Below are 17,433 nucleotides of genomic sequence, written 5' to 3'. Positions count from 1 at the left end.
TTTTATAGCTGACAAGCGATACGACTTTGTTCACAATAGATAGGGCATTCATGACTGTTTGGCCTCAGTGAAGTTTGGCGATTGATCTGATCACCAAACGTCATGAATGTTCCTATCTTTTTTATCTCGCTGATATCGTTATATTATTTGTGGGGATACCTCAGGGTCAGAGTACATTAGTACGGTAATAGAGCTAGCGGTAAACAGCTAGAAAAGTACTCTGACCCCATTATTTTTATGCAGAGTTGTTGTTTGGTACTTATACTGAGTTATTAGTCATTTAATAATACTTAGAAACCCTAATGCCAAAGCAGTACTCTACAAAGCCTGAATCATTTGGCGAAGTTACATCGGCCTTGCAAAAAGCTGGCTTCAAAATTCTGCTGGTTTTTTCTTTACTCATCTTAGCGGTAATCGTCATAGCACAACCCCAAAATGTGTATGTGGCAGTATTTTTCGGCCTGTCTTGGTGTGCAATTTCGGTAGCGGGAATTATCTTTTCTAACTACAAAGAACCTTTGGCGAAATTGTGGGCAATACTCACCATTCCCGTCGCGCCTTACCTTGTAATAAGCAATGGGCTCATGCCCGCAACCTTAGTTCCAATTGCTACTATTTTTCCCATTTTACTGCTTTCTAATGGTTGGCGAATAAGTGCAATGGTAGTACTCGCATGCTGTACTTTTCTTGTGCCGTTTTACGAAGGGGATTATGACAAGGGCCTTTGGCTAAGGCTTTGTGTGACCAACCTTGTTGTGTCCCTTCTTATCTATGCTCTAGCGAGCCAATTAGAGAAAGCCCTTGTTGAGAGTAAAAACAAAACTCTTGAGCTAAACAGGGCGCTTGCAAGCGAAAAGCAAGCGTCGGCTGCACAATCACGATTCCTCGCCACTATGTCACACGAGATTCGCACGCCATTAAACGGTATTTTGGGATTGACCGATGTAGTGCTTTCTCATGATATTTCGGAAAGTGCACGGCCTAACCTCGAGAATATTAAGCGTTCAGGACTCTCGCTAAACCGTATTTTGAACGACATATTAGATCTTCCCAAACTGAATGCGGGAAAACTTGCGCTGGAGATCATTCCCTTTGACCTAAAAAGTACTGCCAAAGATTGCGTGGCGTTTTATGCACAATTGGCGCAGAACAAAGGTATCTCACTGAGAATAGAAGTAGATAAAACATTAAATACTTGTGTTGTAGGGGACGCAACGCGCCTTTCTCAAGTGTTAAACAACCTAGTGAGCAACGCGATAAAGTTTACGCATCAGGGCAGTGTCACTTTAGGGCTATCGAAAGGTGAAGCGTCAAAGACCCATCAATTTGTCAGATTTTCAGTTAAGGATACGGGGGACGGGATTGATGCTTCTGAACAAGAGCGCGTATTCGATGCATTTACCCAAGCCAACAGCAGCATTAATCGAATGCACGGGGGAACGGGACTTGGTTTACAGATAGTAAAAAGCTTGGTTGAAGCTATGGGCGGCACGGTTTATCTGAAAAGCGCGGTAGGTCAGGGGAGTGAATTTTATTTCGAGCTACCGTTTGAAATTGCAGATAGTGTAATTGGCGCTAAAGAACAGGAAAGCACACCGTCGTTCTCAAACCTTACTGTTTTGGTTGCAGAAGATAACGACATTAACCAGGTCGTAGCAAAATCATTGTTAGAAGACACAGGATTGAAAGTTACGCTTGCCAATAACGGTAACGAAGCAGTAGAGATTGCACTAAAGCAGCATTTCGACCTTATATTGATGGACTTACACATGCCTGAAATGAACGGCTCTGAAGCCGCTTTAGCGTTGCGAAAAGCTAACATCACTATTCCTATTATCGCGTTCACTGCTGCGGTGGTTGCCGAAGAAATAGATAAAGCGTTAGCATCCGGGATGAATGGATATCTCACAAAACCAGTCAATAAAACGGAACTACACGCTGTGCTAACTAAATACTTGGGCGGAGAAATGTCTACAGAAAGTTCCTGTATTGCTAAAGGGGAATATACAGAGTAATGTGGCTATGAAATTGTCATTAATCCGAATAAACCCCTGTTATACAATAGATAATAATAAAAGTTCGCTTGGCCCAATCAAGTAAATAGTATTACTGCGAAAAGCAAAGCGTCTTATAAAAGGATTTAAGTTTGAAGTCACAAATACATATTATAATTGCCCTGCTATTTCTTGCTTTCACAAGCCTTCCGGCTGACAGCGAAACAGGCAGCGACAGCCAGCGTTACGAATTGAAGGTAGAGAAACTCCAATCTAAAGTGCTAAACGAGCAACGAGAAGTGGTTGTTCAGCTTCCAAAAGGCTACGCCGAAAACCCCGACAAGAAATACCCCGTTATTTATCGTCTAGATGGTGCGGGAAATCTTACTATGATGAATGCAGTGCTAGAATCGCTGCAATCTCAGAATGCTGCACCGGAAGTCATTATAGTCGCCATTGAAAATACCGACCGACTTCGCGATCTATATCCCACAGCAAATGAAGATCCAAATGGGCCTGTAGGCTATGGCGGTGGCGGTGCAAACTTTCTTTCCTTTATAACCACTGAGCTTATGCCGATGGTAGAGAAGAAATATCGCGTGCATGACTTTCGAGTGATAGAGGGTGCATCAGCCGGAGGCGTATTCGCGTTATACGCACTTACCCAGAAGCCTGAGCTTTTTAACGCCGCGCTGACTTACAGTGCTGCGGTGTGGTGGAACTATGGCGCATCTGCAAAAAGTACGGTTGCATTCTTAAAATCTGCCAATCAATTAGACCACTTCATTTACACGTCTATCGGCAATGAAGGCGCGCCCATGCGCCCGTATTATAACGATATGATTTCTGGAATGCGGGCAAATCAACCTGCCGGGTTAAGATGGGAGAACGAAGCCTACGAGGGGGTTACCCACAATTTGGTCTCAGCTGCGTCGACTTTCAGCGCTTACCATCATTTGTTCTTATCAGCTTATTTAAGGCCACAGCAGTTCAGTGGAGATATTAAAAGTATTAAAGACTATTACGCCCGTGTTTCAAAGCAGCGAGGCGAGAAACTCGACGCGCCGGAATGGGTTATTCGCGAGTTAGGTTATCATTATGTGGGTAAACAAAACTACGACAAAGCCATCGCCTTGTTTAAATACGATATTGCTGAGTATCCTCAAACGCCTGACGCATATAATGGCTTAGCTTATGGTTATGAGCAGATGGGCGAGTACAAAAAAGCGCTGGAAAGCGTGAACCAAGCTTTAGCACTTTCCACGTCTGAGCACGATGGCCATCAGGTTTATGTTAATAGACAAAAACGCTTGCAGTCTTTATTGAAGGACTAAGTTATCTTGAACCATAAAAGCACATTTAAACACGTAACTTGGATCGCCACTGCGGTTTGTATGGTCGGAATGGCCTTGGGAACGAGCGGGTGCAGTACCGTCACGACGGGACAAACCGATCGCTGTATTGAGCAAGCTAATAACGCAGATGTTCATGGGGTGTACACCGCCGACGAGCAGCTAAATGCTTGCTTGGAAACTTACAAACTGCGACGTGATAAAGAAAGAACAGCAGGTGAAGCGTTTGCTGAAGACGTGCTGATCTCAGTTATTGATATTATTACCGACTAGAGCAGCTTCGATTAAGCGAAAAAACCTTCCTACGTACAGTTATAAAAACAAAGAAGGCAGAGTAATTTACTCTGCCTTCTTTGTTTTTGCTTCTCTATTAAAAGCATAAAAGCAAGCAAAGGTTAACACGTTATAGGAAGAGCCGATGCGAAATTTTTTGACTGCTGTATATGTACTTTCAATCACCGCCATAGCTAACGTTAATGCTAATCACATGCTCGATACTGTCGAAGGGCTGCAGCTTGCTAAGCAATACGATCAAAGTCGCACTGATATTAACGTAGCTGACTATTGGGTTAGTGAGAAGCTAGACGGTATTCGCGCAAGATGGAACGGTACTGAACTACTTACCCGTAATGGGAACAAGATATTCGCGCCAACATGGTTCACCGCCAACTGGCCAGAAACCACTATTGACGGCGAACTTTGGATAGGAAGAGGGGAGTTTGAACGTACAGCTTCTATTGTGCTTTCAACGATGACAAACATCGAGCTGCATTCTGTCGCTAACGCTTCATCTAGCACAGTGTCTTCAGCAGACACTATAGCCGCAGCAAATTCTCTATCTGCAAAACGCTGGGCCAAAGTTAGATTTATGGCCTTTGACATGCCTATGATGGGTGAGCCCTTTGGTCGGCGACTCAACATGCTTAACGGCCTAAGTAAATCTACACCTAATCCAACGTTTGCAGTTATCCCTCAATTTAAGCTTACGTCTATTGCTTCACTTGATGAAAAGCTGGAGCAAGTAACCCAGGAAGGCGGAGAAGGGTTAATGCTTCATCATGAACAAGCGCTGTACACATCCGGGCGAAGTGACATGTTGCTCAAAGTAAAACGCTTTGAAGATGCAGAAGGGAAAGTACTGGCATTGCTTCCGGGAAAAGGACGATTTAAGGGAATGATGGGCTCGCTTCTTATAGAAACGCGAGAAGGCATTCAATTTAAATTAGGAACAGGCTTTTCAGAAAATGAGCGCCAATCTCCACCCGCTATCGGTAGCTGGGTAACCTTTAAGTACTACGGCTTAACCAAAAATGGAAAGCCAAAGTTTGCAAGCTATCTTCGCACCAGACCTCAGACAGACTTGCCCAATTAACAATTATTTACTGCCAGTATAGTCACAATGAACTGCCTCTCACTTACTGTTGTTATACCAATCCGCATGGATAAGTGCCCACTCAGAAGGCGCTGGCAAGCTTCATAGCGAAGCTTGGGAATGCAGGAATGGTTGTTCCCTTTCAAATTCCCAGAATGAAGCTAGGAAGCTTGCCAGACCTTCCCGAAGGGCGAGTTTAAAATGTCCGTACTCTTTGTTGTGTCACCTTGATGTAGAACCACTATACCTGCGGCAACACGCCGCGATTACGAACATTTTAACTCTCGCTGAGTGGGTAATTATCTATGCGGACTGGTATTAATCGTTTACGGTTTGCTTCAATTGAAGAAGCATTGTGTACAGCTAACCCCTTGTCTTTAAGTCATAAAGCCCTATAACTTTACTACATGTTAATTGCTAAAGTGACTTTGCTTATTTCTTTCTAATCGCTTTTGTCGTTTAAAAGTAATGGTATTAATAGCGATTATAAGTGAATTAAAAGGGCGCTAAATTTAAAAAATGAGCCCGTGAAGTTATACTGTTGATGATTTATTAAACACACCTTGCGTCAAGTGCGTACAAGACCGTTTACTCCCATTGCGCAAGCTAACTTAGAGGAAGAGACTGTGTTACAAGACTATCGCAATCACGTTGAAGAACGTGCCGCTCAAAATATTCCACCTAAACCGCTTAACGCTGAACAGGTAGCTGGCCTGGTTGATTTATTAAAGAACCCGCCAGCAGGCGAAGGGGACTTTCTTTTAGAACTAATTTCAGAACGCGTACCGCCTGGGGTTGATGAGGCAGCTTACGTTAAAGCTGGGTTTTTAAGTGCAATCGCAAAAGGTGAAGACAGTTGTGAGCTTATCTCTAAAGAGAAAGCCGTTGAACTGCTAGGAAATATGCACGGTGGCTACAACATTGCCACTTTAGTGGAGCTACTTGATGATAAAGCGCTTGCGCCGTTGGCAGCGAAAGAGCTGAAACATACTCTTTTAATGTTTGACGCTTATCACGATGTGGAAGAAAAGCACAAAGCGGGTAACGAGCATGCCACTGACATCATTAAATCTTGGGCTGAAGGTGAGTGGTTTACGTCGCGTAAGTTAATGGACGATAAAATCACTTACACCGTGTTTAAAGTAACAGGTGAAACTAACACTGATGATTTGTCGCCAGCCCCTGACGCATGGTCTCGCCCAGATATTCCTCTGCACGCCCTGGCAGCTTACAAGATGCCCCGCGAAGGTTTAGAGCCAGAAGAACCTGGTGTTAAAGGCCCAATGGCGCAAATAGAAGAAGTCAAAAGTAAGGGGTATCCCGTAGCGTTTGTCGGTGATGTAGTTGGAACCGGCTCGTCACGCAAGTCGGCAACTAACTCTGTATTGTGGTTCTTTGGTGAAGACTTACCGGGTGTGCCTAATAAACGAGGCGGCGGTGTGTGCATTGGTTCAAAAGTTGCGCCTATCTTCTTTAACACCATGGAAGATGCCGGTGCATTGGTGTTTGAAGCTGATGTGGAAAAAATGAACATGGGTGATGTGATAGACATCTATCCGTTTGAAGGCAAAATCACCAACCATGAAACCGGTGAACTTCTTGCAGAATACAGCTATAAGTCGAAGGTGATTCTGGATGAAGTGCGCGCAGGTGGACGTATCAACCTGATTATTGGCCGTGGCCTTACCGAGAAGGCGCGTGAGACACTAGGTTTAGGCCCAACGGATTTATTCCGTACGCCTGAACAGCCAAAAGACAGCGGCGCGGGTTTCTCGCTAGCGCAGAAAATGGTGGGTAAGGCGTGCGGTGTCGACGGTATTCGCCCTGGCACCTACTGCGAACCTAAAATGACAACCGTGGGCTCGCAAGATACCACAGGGCCAATGACCCGCGATGAGCTTAAAGACCTAGCCTGTCTTGGCTTTACTGCCGATTTAACCATGCAGTCATTCTGTCACACCGCCGCTTACCCAAAGCCGGTGGATATAGAAACGCAGCACACGCTACCTGATTTTATAATGAACCGCGGTGGCGTATCGCTGCGTCCTGGTGACGGCATTATACACAGCTGGTTAAACCGCATGCTGCTGCCAGACACAGTAGGCACGGGTGGTGACTCGCATACTCGTTTCCCATTGGGTATTTCATTTCCTGCGGGTTCAGGCTTGGTCGCGTTCGCTGCGGCTACTGGCGTTATGCCACTGGATATGCCCGAGTCGGTACTAGTGCGATTTAAGGGTGAAATGCAGCCGGGCATTACGCTACGCGACTTGGTACACGCCATTCCGCTGTACGCCATCAAACAAGGGCTGTTAACGGTAGAGAAAAAAGGCAAGATCAACGCCTTCTCTGGCCGTATTTTAGAAATCGAAGGACTAGAGAACTTAACCGTAGAACAGGCGTTCGAGCTTTCTGACGCATCGGCGGAGCGTTCAGCAGCCGGTTGTACTATCAACTTATCTGAAGCGTCGATTGCTGAATACCTGCGTTCAAACATTACCATGCTTCGCTGGATGATTAACGAAGGTTATGGCGATCCACGTACCTTAGAGCGTCGCGCGCAGAAAATGGAAGAATGGTTAGCTAACCCTGAGTTGATGCGTGCAGATGCAGATGCTGAGTACGCTGAGGTAATCGAAATTGACCTTAACGATATTAAAGAGCCAATTGTGTGCTGCCCTAATGATCCTGACGATGCGAAAACCTTATCTGATGTTGCAGGCGATAAGGTAGACGAGGTATTTATTGGTTCATGTATGACAAACATTGGTCACTTCCGTGCAGCCGGTAAGCTACTTGAGCAGTACAACAAAACACTGCCAACCCGTTTATGGATGTCACCACCGACTAAGATGGACAAAGCCCAGTTAATGGAAGAGGGCTATTACAATATTTATGGTCGCGTAGGCGTACGTACAGAAATGCCCGGATGCTCACTATGTATGGGTAACCAAGCAAGGGTGGACGCGGGAGCAACCGTACTTTCAACGTCTACTCGTAACTTCCCTAACCGCCTGGGCGATGGGGCGAATGTATATTTGACCTCAGCAGAGCTTGCTGCAGTGGGGGCCATTGTTGGGCGCATTCCAACTGCTGAAGAGTACATGGAATACGCTAGCAAAATTAACGCAATGTCGGGTGAAGTATTCCGCTACTTAAACTTCGACAAAATACCTAGCTTTAAAAAGGCTGAAGAAGAAGCGAAAGCGCGCATTATTCCAACATTGAATGTTGCTTAAAATAGTGTATAAACTACAAAGCCGGTGACCGTAATGGTGACCGGCTTTTTTATGGCGAAAAGGAATGTCTAATGGGAAAATCTTTCTTTATTGTTGCTGCACTTGTATTAACCTTAGGGTGTGCAAAAGCGCAGGTTGACCCTGTATCGTCGCTGAACTCAGTGGACTTCGAATCCATTACGCTGGAGATTGGCGGCAAGCACTATGAAGTTGAGTATGCCAAAACCTTTGAACAACGCGCGCAGGGCCTTATGTTTCGCAAAGCCTTGTGCGAAGACTGCGGTATGTTTTTTAAGTTTTCTAGCCCAAAATTTGCGGGCATGTGGATGAAAAATACCTTTGTTCCTCTAGACGTAGCATTTATCGACAGAAAAGGCGTAATAACGGATATAAAACCTCTCACTCCGCATAGCTTGGAGTCGGTCGGATCATCGAAAGAGGTACTTTACGCGTTGGAAATGAACCAAGGGTGGTTTGCCGAGAATAATATAAAAGTAGGCGACCAAATAACGATTGATTAACCGCGCAAAAGGCGCGGTTGCTGCTAGCGAAATGCTAGTTTTATTCTGGAGTTAAATATAGTGACAAATGCCTTATCGATAGCTAAGTTCGGTGGAACTAGCGTTGCGAATTACGAAGTAATGCAAAACTGCGCCCGAATTGTTGCCGGTAATGACAAAACGCGCATTGTGGTAGTGAGCGCTGCGGCAGGTGTAACCAATCACCTGGTAAGCTTAGCGCACACACCTATGACGCAACAGCAAATTGAAGAGACCTGTCAGGCCATTATCAATATTGAGCTTGCCATTCTTAACAAGTTGAAAGATAAAGACGCGGTTGAGCCAAAACTCAACGACTTGTTAGATGAAATGCGAAGCTTAGCGTTTCATGAAGAAATCCTTCACCGTGATGATTTAAAAGATCAGCTGCTTTCAATGGGGGAGCGGATGTCATCGCTGATGTTCTCTTCAGTGCTTTCAGAGCAGGGTGTAAAGACCATGAACTTCGACGTACGTAAGGTGTTACGTACGGACAGTGAGTTTGGAGAAGGTGCGCCGCAAATCGAAGAAATCGAAAAGCTGTCTAAACAATTGCTGGCACCTGAAATTAAAGACGCGATAGTGGTTACTCAAGGCTTTGTTGGTGCTGACGAGGAAGGCCGTACTACAACGCTGGGTCGTGGTGGTTCTGATTTTACGGCGGCGCTACTTGCTGAAGCGCTTGATGCCGAATCGTGTGAGATTTGGACTGATGTAACAGGGGTGTACACAACTGACCCGCGCATCACGCCAGCTGCTCATCCGTTACCTGAACTCAGCTTTGAAGAAGCGGCGGAAATGGCCACCTTTGGTGCCAAGGTACTACATCCTGCCACTATGGAGCCTGCACTTCGCAAGGACATAAAGGTGTTTGTAGGCTCTAGTAAGGAGCCAGAAAAGGGCGGTACATGGATTGTGCGTGATTGTGAGCACGAACCACCGTATCGCGCTATTACTCGCCGTAAAGAGCAGGTAATGGTGACAGTGAAAACACCGAAGATGATGTATGCGCAAGGCTTCCTACAGCAGGTATTTGCCATCATCGCTAAGCACAAGCTAAGTGTTGATTTGGTTACCACGTCAGAAATCTCGGTATCTTTTACCCTTGATAACCCTGCAAACTCTGTGGCTCAGCGACTAAACAAAGAAACCATTGCTGAACTTGAAACTATCTGTGATGTGAAAGTAGAAAAAGGTTACGACCTTGTCACGGTTGTAGGTAACAACATGCAAACAGCTGTTGGTGTTTCTAGCAAGATTTTAGCTGCGGTTTCAGATTTCAACCTGCGTATGATTTGCTTTGGCGCCAACCCGCACAACCTATCGTTCTTGGTTAACGAGACCGACAGTGACGACGTGGTTCGCAAGCTTCATACGGCGTTATTTGAATAAGCACCTACTGTGCTGAATGACCCCAAAAAACGGTCGCCTTAAAGGCGGCCGTTTTTATTTCACATCAGTTTGTAGATGATTTCAAAATGTCGACCGGTACAATGATTTCGTGACGTTTATTCCACGGTAGGGTGAAAGGCGAGTCGTAGCCCATATAGCTAGGTTCACCATTAAGCTCAATATTATTGTCCCTAAGGGCTTTAAGCAGTTTATTCGTATACTGCTTCTTATCGTTGTCCTTGTTGAAACCTGAATAACGAATAGCGGCTACCGTTCTCGCTGGTACAGTAACCAGCGATACATCTTTGTGCGTAGGCACAGGAGCGCTTTTAATGTCATATTTGCTGGGCAAGAAAAACATCATTGTTTCTGAAGATGAGACTTCGACAGGAGAGGTCATTGCAATTTCTTGAGAGCGCTTTCCAACTTCTACGGGGGACGTCATTGACACATTGCTACTGGATGTATTCTCACCAGAGATATAATTAAAGAGTAGTTGAAATGCTCCGTTATCTTCATTCCCACTAGACATTACGCCTAACGCTTCATTGTAATGCCTCACTTCAATATCTTCATCAAGGGTCTCGATAATGGAATAGGGAAGGGTTTCTGTATCTTTGTAATATGATGGCTCAGCCTGGATCATTGTTGACGCCAATAAAGTAGTAATGAAAAGAGGCAAGCGAAAACGGGAAAATATCATTCTTTTTTAGTGGTTTGTTACGAATAGTCCTTATACGAATTAAAGCCGATTAATGCTCAGTTAAACTGTTCTAAAGTAACTATCTATGCATTCCTAAAGTGTGCCAGATTAATTGTCGGACACGAAAAAGGGGCTAAAAGCCCCTTCTTAAAACAGGTTTGTAAAAAGCGTTACACTTTAAACTGTCTGATAGACTGTTGTAACTCTTCAGCAAGTCGAGCCACTTCATGGCTAGACTCAGACGTTTGCTGTGCTCCAGCTGTCGTCTCTTCAGCGATACCGACAATAGTTTCAAGCTTTTCGCTGATCTCTTGTGATACCGTATTCTGTTCACGGGCAGACTGCTCAATTTGAGAGCTCACGTCATGGGCTTTGTGAACGGCGTCAGAGATGATATCCAATGCCTGTGTAGCCTTTTCAGTTTGTGCCACACACGCCGCAGTTTGCTCTTTACCTTGATTCATCACCGATACCGCTTTTTCAGCACCCGCTTGAAGCACTTCAATCATTGCGTTGATTTCTTGTGTCGATTCTTGAGTTCGGCTGGCGAGGGTTCTTACTTCATCAGCAACAACCGCAAAGCCTCGACCTTGTTCACCAGCACGCGCTGCCTCAATAGCAGCATTCAAGGCGAGCAGGTTGGTTTGATCTGCAACACCACGGATAACGTCTAAGATGCCACCAATGCTTGCGCTGTCTTGATGAAGCTTATTGATAACGTCTGCCGCTTCTTGAACGTCACGAGATAAGATCTCAATGGTGTTCTTATTCTCTAGTGAGATTTGGCGCACGTTCTCAGCCTCAGCATCCGCATGGCGAATTTGACTTAGCGTATCTTCAGCGTTTTGCACAACCAGCTGCGACGTAGAGTGCATTTCTGTGGTTGCCGTTGCTACTTGGCCAATTTGTGATTTCTGATCCTGAATTGAATGCGTCGTTTGCGCCGTCACTGCAGACGTTTGTTCTGAGGCGGCTGCCAGCTGTTCAGCACGAACGTTAATGGCTGTAATGAGCTCCTTCAGGTTTCCAATTAGCGTATTGCAGTTTCGGGCTAAAAGACCAAATTCGTCTTGCGCCGAATCGTCTAGACGGTGAGTAAGGTCACCCGATGAAGCCACCGTCAGAAGTTCATTTACACGATAAAGCGGACGTGTGATTGCGCGAACGGTCACGTAGCCAATAAATGCTGCTACTGCAATCGAGATAATAACAACCACAATAACGAACGTGTTGCCCGTCGCAATGGCGCCGTTAACCTGACTTTCTACATGTGACGCTTTCTTGTCTGCAAGATTGAGCAGGTTTTCTAGAGCGACAACCGCTTGCGCGATATTTGAGTCTGAAGCGTTAAGCGCTTTTTCAGCATCATTTCTGCGCTCTAGACGATCAACATGAAGCTGAACCACGCCATCGTTAGCTTTAATCGCATTGATTGCGTTGTTAACCAAGTCGTTAATATCATCAAGAGTACCAGAATCATCGCGGCCGCCCGCAGTTTGCATCATGTCGCTTAATTGCGTGACCACTTTCTCGACAACCAAATCAACTTCGTTGCCTAGCGTCTGTGAACGAACCAGTGTCTCTGTTTTAATGTACTCGTATGAAACCGTTAGCAAAGAAAGCAGCGACGTCTCAAGTTGACTGCCGATTTCTGCCGCACGTCGTAGGTTAGGGTCGCGCTGAACAGCATCTAAGTCTGAGAAGTCTAGAAGGTAGGTAGATGCATCGTCTGCGTTGTCTTCAGCGTCACCCAGTCTGTCTTGAATTGTGTTGCGTATATCAAGATACATTTGGTGATTTTTGTACATCGCTTCAACATTGGTGATATATGCTTCATATGACTCACGTACAGTATTCAGCGTGCTCTTTAGTTCAGGCTCGTTATTAACGGCCTGCGCCAGTTTCTTATATTCACTCTCAAAGGTGTCTTTGGCAGAGTTAAAAGACGCTCGTTTGTCTTTTAAGCCATTTAGATCTTCTTCGATGTAGCTCTCGAAGGTAAGTCGGCCCATATTGAGAAAGCTGGCTTTAAGTGCATTGCTGCCTGCTACTGTGGGTAATGCAACGTCATTTACTTCTTCCGTTGCTGAGCCTATTGAGTTGAGGTTATAAAGTGAAACAACACTAATGACGATCAGAAGTGCGCTAATCGCTACAAATCCCCCGATTACGCGTGTGGCTACCGTTATTTTCATCGGAACTCCTGGATGAGTGTTTTTTATTTTTATCCCTAACGATATTACCCGTCTCAGCAAACAAAATATAGCGATTAAAGAAGCTAGTTTGCTTAATTACTGAGTAGATAATGAGACTTTATCGTTACTATCGTAAGTAAGTGTATCGGCTACAATAACTTAATGTTTATATTATTTAGCACTTAAGTGTAGAAAGTTTAACTGGTAATACCAGTTGATGCTTAAAATTATACACGTAAATATGTGCGAATTGGATAATTGCGGAGCCAGTAAACTCTGGTTTTAGGCAGAAACACTCACAAGCGAAGCGGAGTTCAGGTTTAGCAAAGTCATGCTTTGCCCCCAAACATAGCCTGTATCTAAGCCGATAAATTGATGACTGTTTGTTTGGCCCGACAGAGCTGCCCAATGCCCAAATACCACTCGTTGATCGTCACCGAGCTTTTTATTCTCTACTTCAAACCATGGTTTTAACGTGCTACTAGTGCTGTGGGATACTGCGCTGGGATGAGATTTGTTATCAAAATCGAGTGTGCCATCGGTATGAACAAAACGCATGCGCGTACACGCATTCACAATAAAACGCAGTCGCTCATCACCCTTAAGTTTATCTGACCAGTTGTTGGGTTTATTACCATACATTTCTGAAAGAAAAGCAGCGTAATTGTCGGATTTTAGGATGTTGCTAACTTCGTCACTAAGTGAAACGCACTCATCGATAGACCATTTAGGATAGAGTCCAGCATGCACCATTACTGATTGCTCATCTAACTTCATTGCCAACGGGAACTGACGTAACCAGTCAATAAGTTCGGCCAAGTCTGAAGCATTAAGTAGAGGCTCTAATTTGTCGGATTTTTTTGCTTTGCGGATGCCGTTTACAACGGCAAGTAAGTGAAGGTCGTGGTTTCCTAAAACACTGCTAAACTGGCTGCCGAGAGACTTTAAAAAGCGCAATGTGCTCAAAGAATCTTCTCCTCGAGCAACTAAATCACCTACTGCGAGTAGCGTATCATTTTCTTCGTCGAATTTTACTTTATCTAACGCGCGACGAAGACCATCGTAACAGCCTTGTATATCACCAATGACGTACGTGTTACCTTGCGACATAGAAACCTTAATGAAGAATACTTGGAATGGCTAATCGGAAAACGTCGATAGGAACGCGAAAACGCTCGCCGCTCTCTAATTCCATTACATAGTAGCCTTCCATATTCCCAACCGGTGTGTCAATGACAGCGCCACTGGTATAGTCAAAATGCTCGCCCGCTTTCATGATAGGTTGCTTGCCTACAACCCCATTACCTTCAACTTCTGATGTCTTGCCATTTGCATCGGTAATTTTCCAGTAGCGACTGAGTAATTGCACCGTATGGTCGCTATTGTTCTCAATCGTAATGTGGTACGCGAAGGCAAATTGCTTTGAATCTGACGGAAGGTGGTCGGGAAGGTGACGGGTTTTCACCCGCACCTTAATATCAAGTACATCCATAGAGAACTTACTGCTCTTGTTGGTGCTCTTTTGCCGACACAGCGTTTGCTATTGTGGCAAAATCGTTAAGTGATAATACTTCTGCGCGAGAGGTAGGATCGATACCTAGCTCACGGATCTCCTCTTCACTTAAACTGTCTTTCAGCGAGTTGCGAATGGTTTTTCGGCGCTGGTTGAACGCTTGTGCACAGACGCGCTCAAGCGTATTTACAGACTCAACGTCTACTGGCGGAGCCTGATGCGGCACTAGCTTCACTACTGCAGAATCAACCTTCGGGGGTGGCTTAAAGGCACCCGGCGGAACATTGAGTACCGGAATGACGTGGCAGTAATACTGCGCCATAACGGAAAGCCTGCCGTAATTCTTAGAACCTGGTCCTGCTGCCAAGCGGTTTACCACTTCTTTTTGAAGCATAAAATGCATATCTTCTATGCAGTGAGCATGATCAAAAAGGTGAAACATTAGTGGTGTCGAAATGTTGTAGGGCAAGTTACCAAATACGCGAAGCTTTTTGTCTTTGACTGGCATTTCTTTGCACAAAGCACCGAAATCCATTGTCATCGCATCTTGTTCAATAACCGTTAGCTTATTGCCGTTAAACGGATGGTGTCTCAATCGCTTAGCAAGATCTCTGTCTAGCTCAATGACTGTGAGTGCATCTACCTCTTCACAAACAGGATCTGTTAATGCGCCTAAACCGGGTCCAATTTCAACCAGGTTTTGTTCATTTTTTGGCGCGATGGCCGCAACAATCTTGCCTATCACGTAATCATCGTGAAGGAAGTTTTGTCCGAATCGCTTTCTGGCCGTATGGCCTAAGTGTGTTTTACTCATTGTTGATGATGTGCAAGCTCGATGGCTTTTTCCAATGCTTTTCTGAAACTACCGGCGTCGGCTTCACCTGTTCCTGCCAAGTCTAATGCAGTACCGTGATCTACCGATGTGCGAACGAAAGGTAACCCTAGCGTGATATTCACTGACGCCCCAAAACCCTTATATTTTAGCACGGGTAAGCCTTGGTCGTGATACATAGCCAGCACTACGTCAGCATTTTCCAGATATTTTGGTTGAAATATGGTGTCTGCAGGTAGAGGGCCTGTGATCTTTAAGCCTTCTTCTCTTAGTTCGTTAAGCGCCGGAATGATAGTATGAATTTCTTCAGTGCCAATGTGACCATCTTCACCCGCGTGAGGGTTCAAGCCACACACATAAATATGAGGTTCTTTAACGCCAAACTTCAATTTAAGGTCGGTGTTGATGATATGAATGACCTTATGAAGACGCTCTCGGGTGATAGCTTTCGCTACATACTCAAGCGGAATATGCGTGGTGGCAAGCGCTACATTAAGACCTTCAGTTGCCAGAAGCATAACCACATCGATAGTATTAGACTGATACGCAAAAAACTCAGTATGACCGCTGAATGATACCCCTGCTTTGTTGATAATGCCTTTGTGTACGGGGCCGGTGACGACGGCGTCGAAGTCGCCATCCATATTTGCCTGACACGCCTGGCGCAGAGTTTCTACTACGTATAACCCGTTTTCGCTATCAAGCTCGCCTGGCGTAACGTCAACGGATTTATCTATTTGCTTTATAAACAACGAACCCGCATCTTGAATTTGCGGGTTAGTGGCATCGTAATCGATTAGCGTTAATGGCAGCCCCAAGGCGCTTGCTCGTGCTTTGAGCATTTCGCCATCGGCAAACACGACAAGCTGAGCTTGCCATGTTTCCTGGGCCAGTTTTATGATCAAATCTGGCCCGATACCTGCCGGTTCTCCCGGCGTTATTGCTATTTTAATTGGTGTACTCATGAATAACTTATTGTTACGAGTCGACAACTTCTACGTAAGCGGCATCACGCATCTCACGTAACCAGTTCTCGGTTTCCTCTGAAAATTTACGGTTGAAGATAAGCTGGTAAGCTTTATCTTCTTTGCGCTTATCGGTAGCGTCATCAATACGACGTTCAATAAGCTGAATTAAATGCCAGCCGTGCACGGTACGAACAGGCTCACTAAATTCTCCCGGCTCAAGCTGTGCAAGTGCGTCTTTAAACTCAGGCACGTAGTTATTTGGATCCGACCAGCCAAGCTCGCCACCGCGAAGGGCTGAACCAGGATCTTCTGAATGCTCTTTAGCTAGCTCTGCAAAATCAGCTTCACCATTTTTCACCTCTTCCTTGAAGCGGTTTAGCATGGCTTTAGCTTTGTCTTCGCTAAGAATGATTGACGGCTTAACAAGAATGTGGCGAGAGTTTACTTCTTCTACCGTGACTTTCTCAATACCGCGCGTATCTAATACTTTTAGGATATGAAAGCCTGCACCGCTTCGAATAGGTCCAACAAGAGCATCTTTGTCTTTGTTTTGAATAGCTTCAGCAAAAAGCGTCGGCATGGCGTTAATGTTAAGCCAGCCCATGTCACCGCCTTCGAGCGCTTCGTTACCTGATGATGACGCAATGGCGATTTTAGCAAAATCAGAGCCTGACTCTAATAGTGAAATGACTTTGTCTGCACGCTCACGTGCCGATTGAATATCTTCATCTGTAGGCTCTGGCGGGAAACCAATAAGAATGTGACCTAAGCGATATTCAGCTTGAGTAGCGCCTTGCTGTTCCATCAGGTCAATTAAGGTTTCAATTTCTTGAGGTGTAATATAAACACGGCGACGTACGTTAGCACGGCGAACTTCACCCATGATAACTTCTTCGCGAATGTCTTCGCGGTAATCATCGTATGCAATACCTTCTGCCGCTAATTGGGCACGAAGTTCTTCAATCGTTGCATTTTGATTCGCTGCAATGTTGCTAATGGTTTGCTCTAACTGTGGATCGCTAATGCGAATACCCATACGCTCTGCCATTTGAAGCTGAAGGCTCTTAGTGATTAAACGCTCAATGGCCTGTGTACGAAGCGCACGATCTGACGGTAGCTGTTGATTATTAGCTTCTGCGTTGCGTTTAACGTCTTGTACAAGGGCATCAATTTCGCTTTCAAGCACAACACCTTGGTCAACAATTACGGCCACGCGGTCAAGCATGACCTCTTGCGCAACACTGTTAAACGAGAGTAGGGCACCTAACATCAATGCACGGATAATGAACTTCATACACACTCTTTTATTATTGGTTGATTGCATTTAAGCGCTG

14 protein-coding genes are annotated in these 17,433 nt (G+C 45.2%); 7 read left to right on the top strand and 7 right to left on the bottom strand.

Annotation, left to right across the window (positions count from 1 at the left end; genetic code table 11):
* Positions 1–302: 302 nt before the first annotated feature.
* The 7 genes from MHM87_RS16925 to lysC all read left to right on the top strand — a co-directional run bounded on the left by MHM87_RS16925 (position 303) and on the right by lysC (position 9,888).
* Positions 303–2,015: an ATP-binding protein gene (locus tag MHM87_RS16925; protein ID WP_239260305.1), complete on the top strand. Its 1,713-nt coding sequence runs from the start codon at positions 303–305 to the stop codon at positions 2,013–2,015.
* A 131-nt stretch (positions 2,016–2,146) separates the two neighbouring features.
* Positions 2,147–3,328 carry an alpha/beta hydrolase-fold protein gene (locus MHM87_RS16920; RefSeq protein ID WP_239260303.1) on the top strand — a complete coding sequence of 394 codons (1,182 nt, stop codon included), beginning with the start codon at positions 2,147–2,149 and terminating at the stop codon, positions 3,326–3,328.
* A 6-nt stretch (positions 3,329–3,334) separates the two neighbouring features.
* Positions 3,335–3,619 carry a DNA ligase gene (locus tag MHM87_RS16915; protein WP_239260302.1) on the top strand — a complete coding sequence of 95 codons (285 nt, stop codon included), beginning with the start codon at positions 3,335–3,337 and terminating at the stop codon, positions 3,617–3,619.
* Positions 3,620–3,764: 145 nt separating this feature from the next.
* The gene (locus MHM87_RS16910; RefSeq protein WP_239260300.1) at positions 3,765–4,718 is read left to right on the top strand and encodes a DNA ligase; all 954 of its coding nucleotides are present in this window, start codon (positions 3,765–3,767) and stop codon (positions 4,716–4,718) included.
* Between the two features lie 626 nt (positions 4,719–5,344).
* On the top strand, positions 5,345–7,957 hold the full coding sequence (acnB, locus tag MHM87_RS16905) for a bifunctional aconitate hydratase 2/2-methylisocitrate dehydratase (protein ID WP_239260298.1): 2,613 nt from the start codon (positions 5,345–5,347) through the stop codon (positions 7,955–7,957).
* A 71-nt stretch (positions 7,958–8,028) separates the two neighbouring features.
* Positions 8,029–8,478: a DUF192 domain-containing protein gene (locus MHM87_RS16900; protein ID WP_014948302.1), complete on the top strand. Its 450-nt coding sequence runs from the start codon at positions 8,029–8,031 to the stop codon at positions 8,476–8,478.
* A gap of 60 nt (positions 8,479–8,538) precedes the next feature.
* Positions 8,539–9,888 (top strand): lysine-sensitive aspartokinase 3, encoded by a 1,350-nt coding sequence (lysC, locus tag MHM87_RS16895; RefSeq protein WP_239260296.1) that lies wholly within the window; start codon positions 8,539–8,541, stop codon positions 9,886–9,888.
* A gap of 64 nt (positions 9,889–9,952) precedes the next feature.
* Here lysC and MHM87_RS16890 read toward each other — a convergent pair whose 3' ends face one another.
* The 7 genes from MHM87_RS16890 to surA form a co-directional block, all read right to left on the bottom strand.
* Positions 9,953–10,534: a heme-binding protein gene (locus MHM87_RS16890; protein WP_239260294.1), complete on the bottom strand. Its 582-nt coding sequence runs from the start codon at positions 10,532–10,534 to the stop codon at positions 9,953–9,955.
* A 227-nt stretch (positions 10,535–10,761) separates the two neighbouring features.
* Positions 10,762–12,786 carry a methyl-accepting chemotaxis protein gene (locus MHM87_RS16885; protein ID WP_014948305.1) on the bottom strand — a complete coding sequence of 675 codons (2,025 nt, stop codon included), beginning with the start codon at positions 12,784–12,786 and terminating at the stop codon, positions 10,762–10,764.
* A 282-nt stretch (positions 12,787–13,068) separates the two neighbouring features.
* Positions 13,069–13,896, bottom strand: coding sequence for a symmetrical bis(5'-nucleosyl)-tetraphosphatase (locus tag MHM87_RS16880; RefSeq protein WP_156085947.1), 828 nt, complete (start codon positions 13,894–13,896; stop codon positions 13,069–13,071).
* 7 nt (positions 13,897–13,903) lie between these two features.
* Complete coding sequence (gene apaG / locus MHM87_RS16875; RefSeq protein ID WP_239260292.1) at positions 13,904–14,278, bottom strand: Co2+/Mg2+ efflux protein ApaG; 375 nt, start codon at positions 14,276–14,278, stop codon at positions 13,904–13,906.
* Between the two features lie 7 nt (positions 14,279–14,285).
* On the bottom strand, positions 14,286–15,113 hold the full coding sequence (rsmA, locus tag MHM87_RS16870) for a 16S rRNA (adenine(1518)-N(6)/adenine(1519)-N(6))-dimethyltransferase RsmA (protein ID WP_039235837.1): 828 nt from the start codon (positions 15,111–15,113) through the stop codon (positions 14,286–14,288).
* On the bottom strand, positions 15,110–16,096 hold the full coding sequence (pdxA, locus tag MHM87_RS16865) for a 4-hydroxythreonine-4-phosphate dehydrogenase PdxA (RefSeq protein WP_014948309.1): 987 nt from the start codon (positions 16,094–16,096) through the stop codon (positions 15,110–15,112). Before pdxA ends, rsmA begins: the two co-directional genes overlap by 4 nt.
* 13 nt (positions 16,097–16,109) lie before the next feature.
* Positions 16,110–17,423 (bottom strand): peptidylprolyl isomerase SurA, encoded by a 1,314-nt coding sequence (gene surA, locus MHM87_RS16860; RefSeq protein WP_258312597.1) that lies wholly within the window; start codon positions 17,421–17,423, stop codon positions 16,110–16,112.
* Between the last annotated feature and the right edge of the window lie 10 nt (positions 17,424–17,433).

Origin of the sequence: Alteromonas sp. Cnat3-28 (genome assembly GCF_022348265.1) — a bacterium.
Classification (GTDB): Bacteria; Pseudomonadota; Gammaproteobacteria; order Enterobacterales; family Alteromonadaceae; genus Alteromonas; species Alteromonas macleodii.
This window is presented reverse-complemented; position numbering and strand designations above follow the sequence as displayed.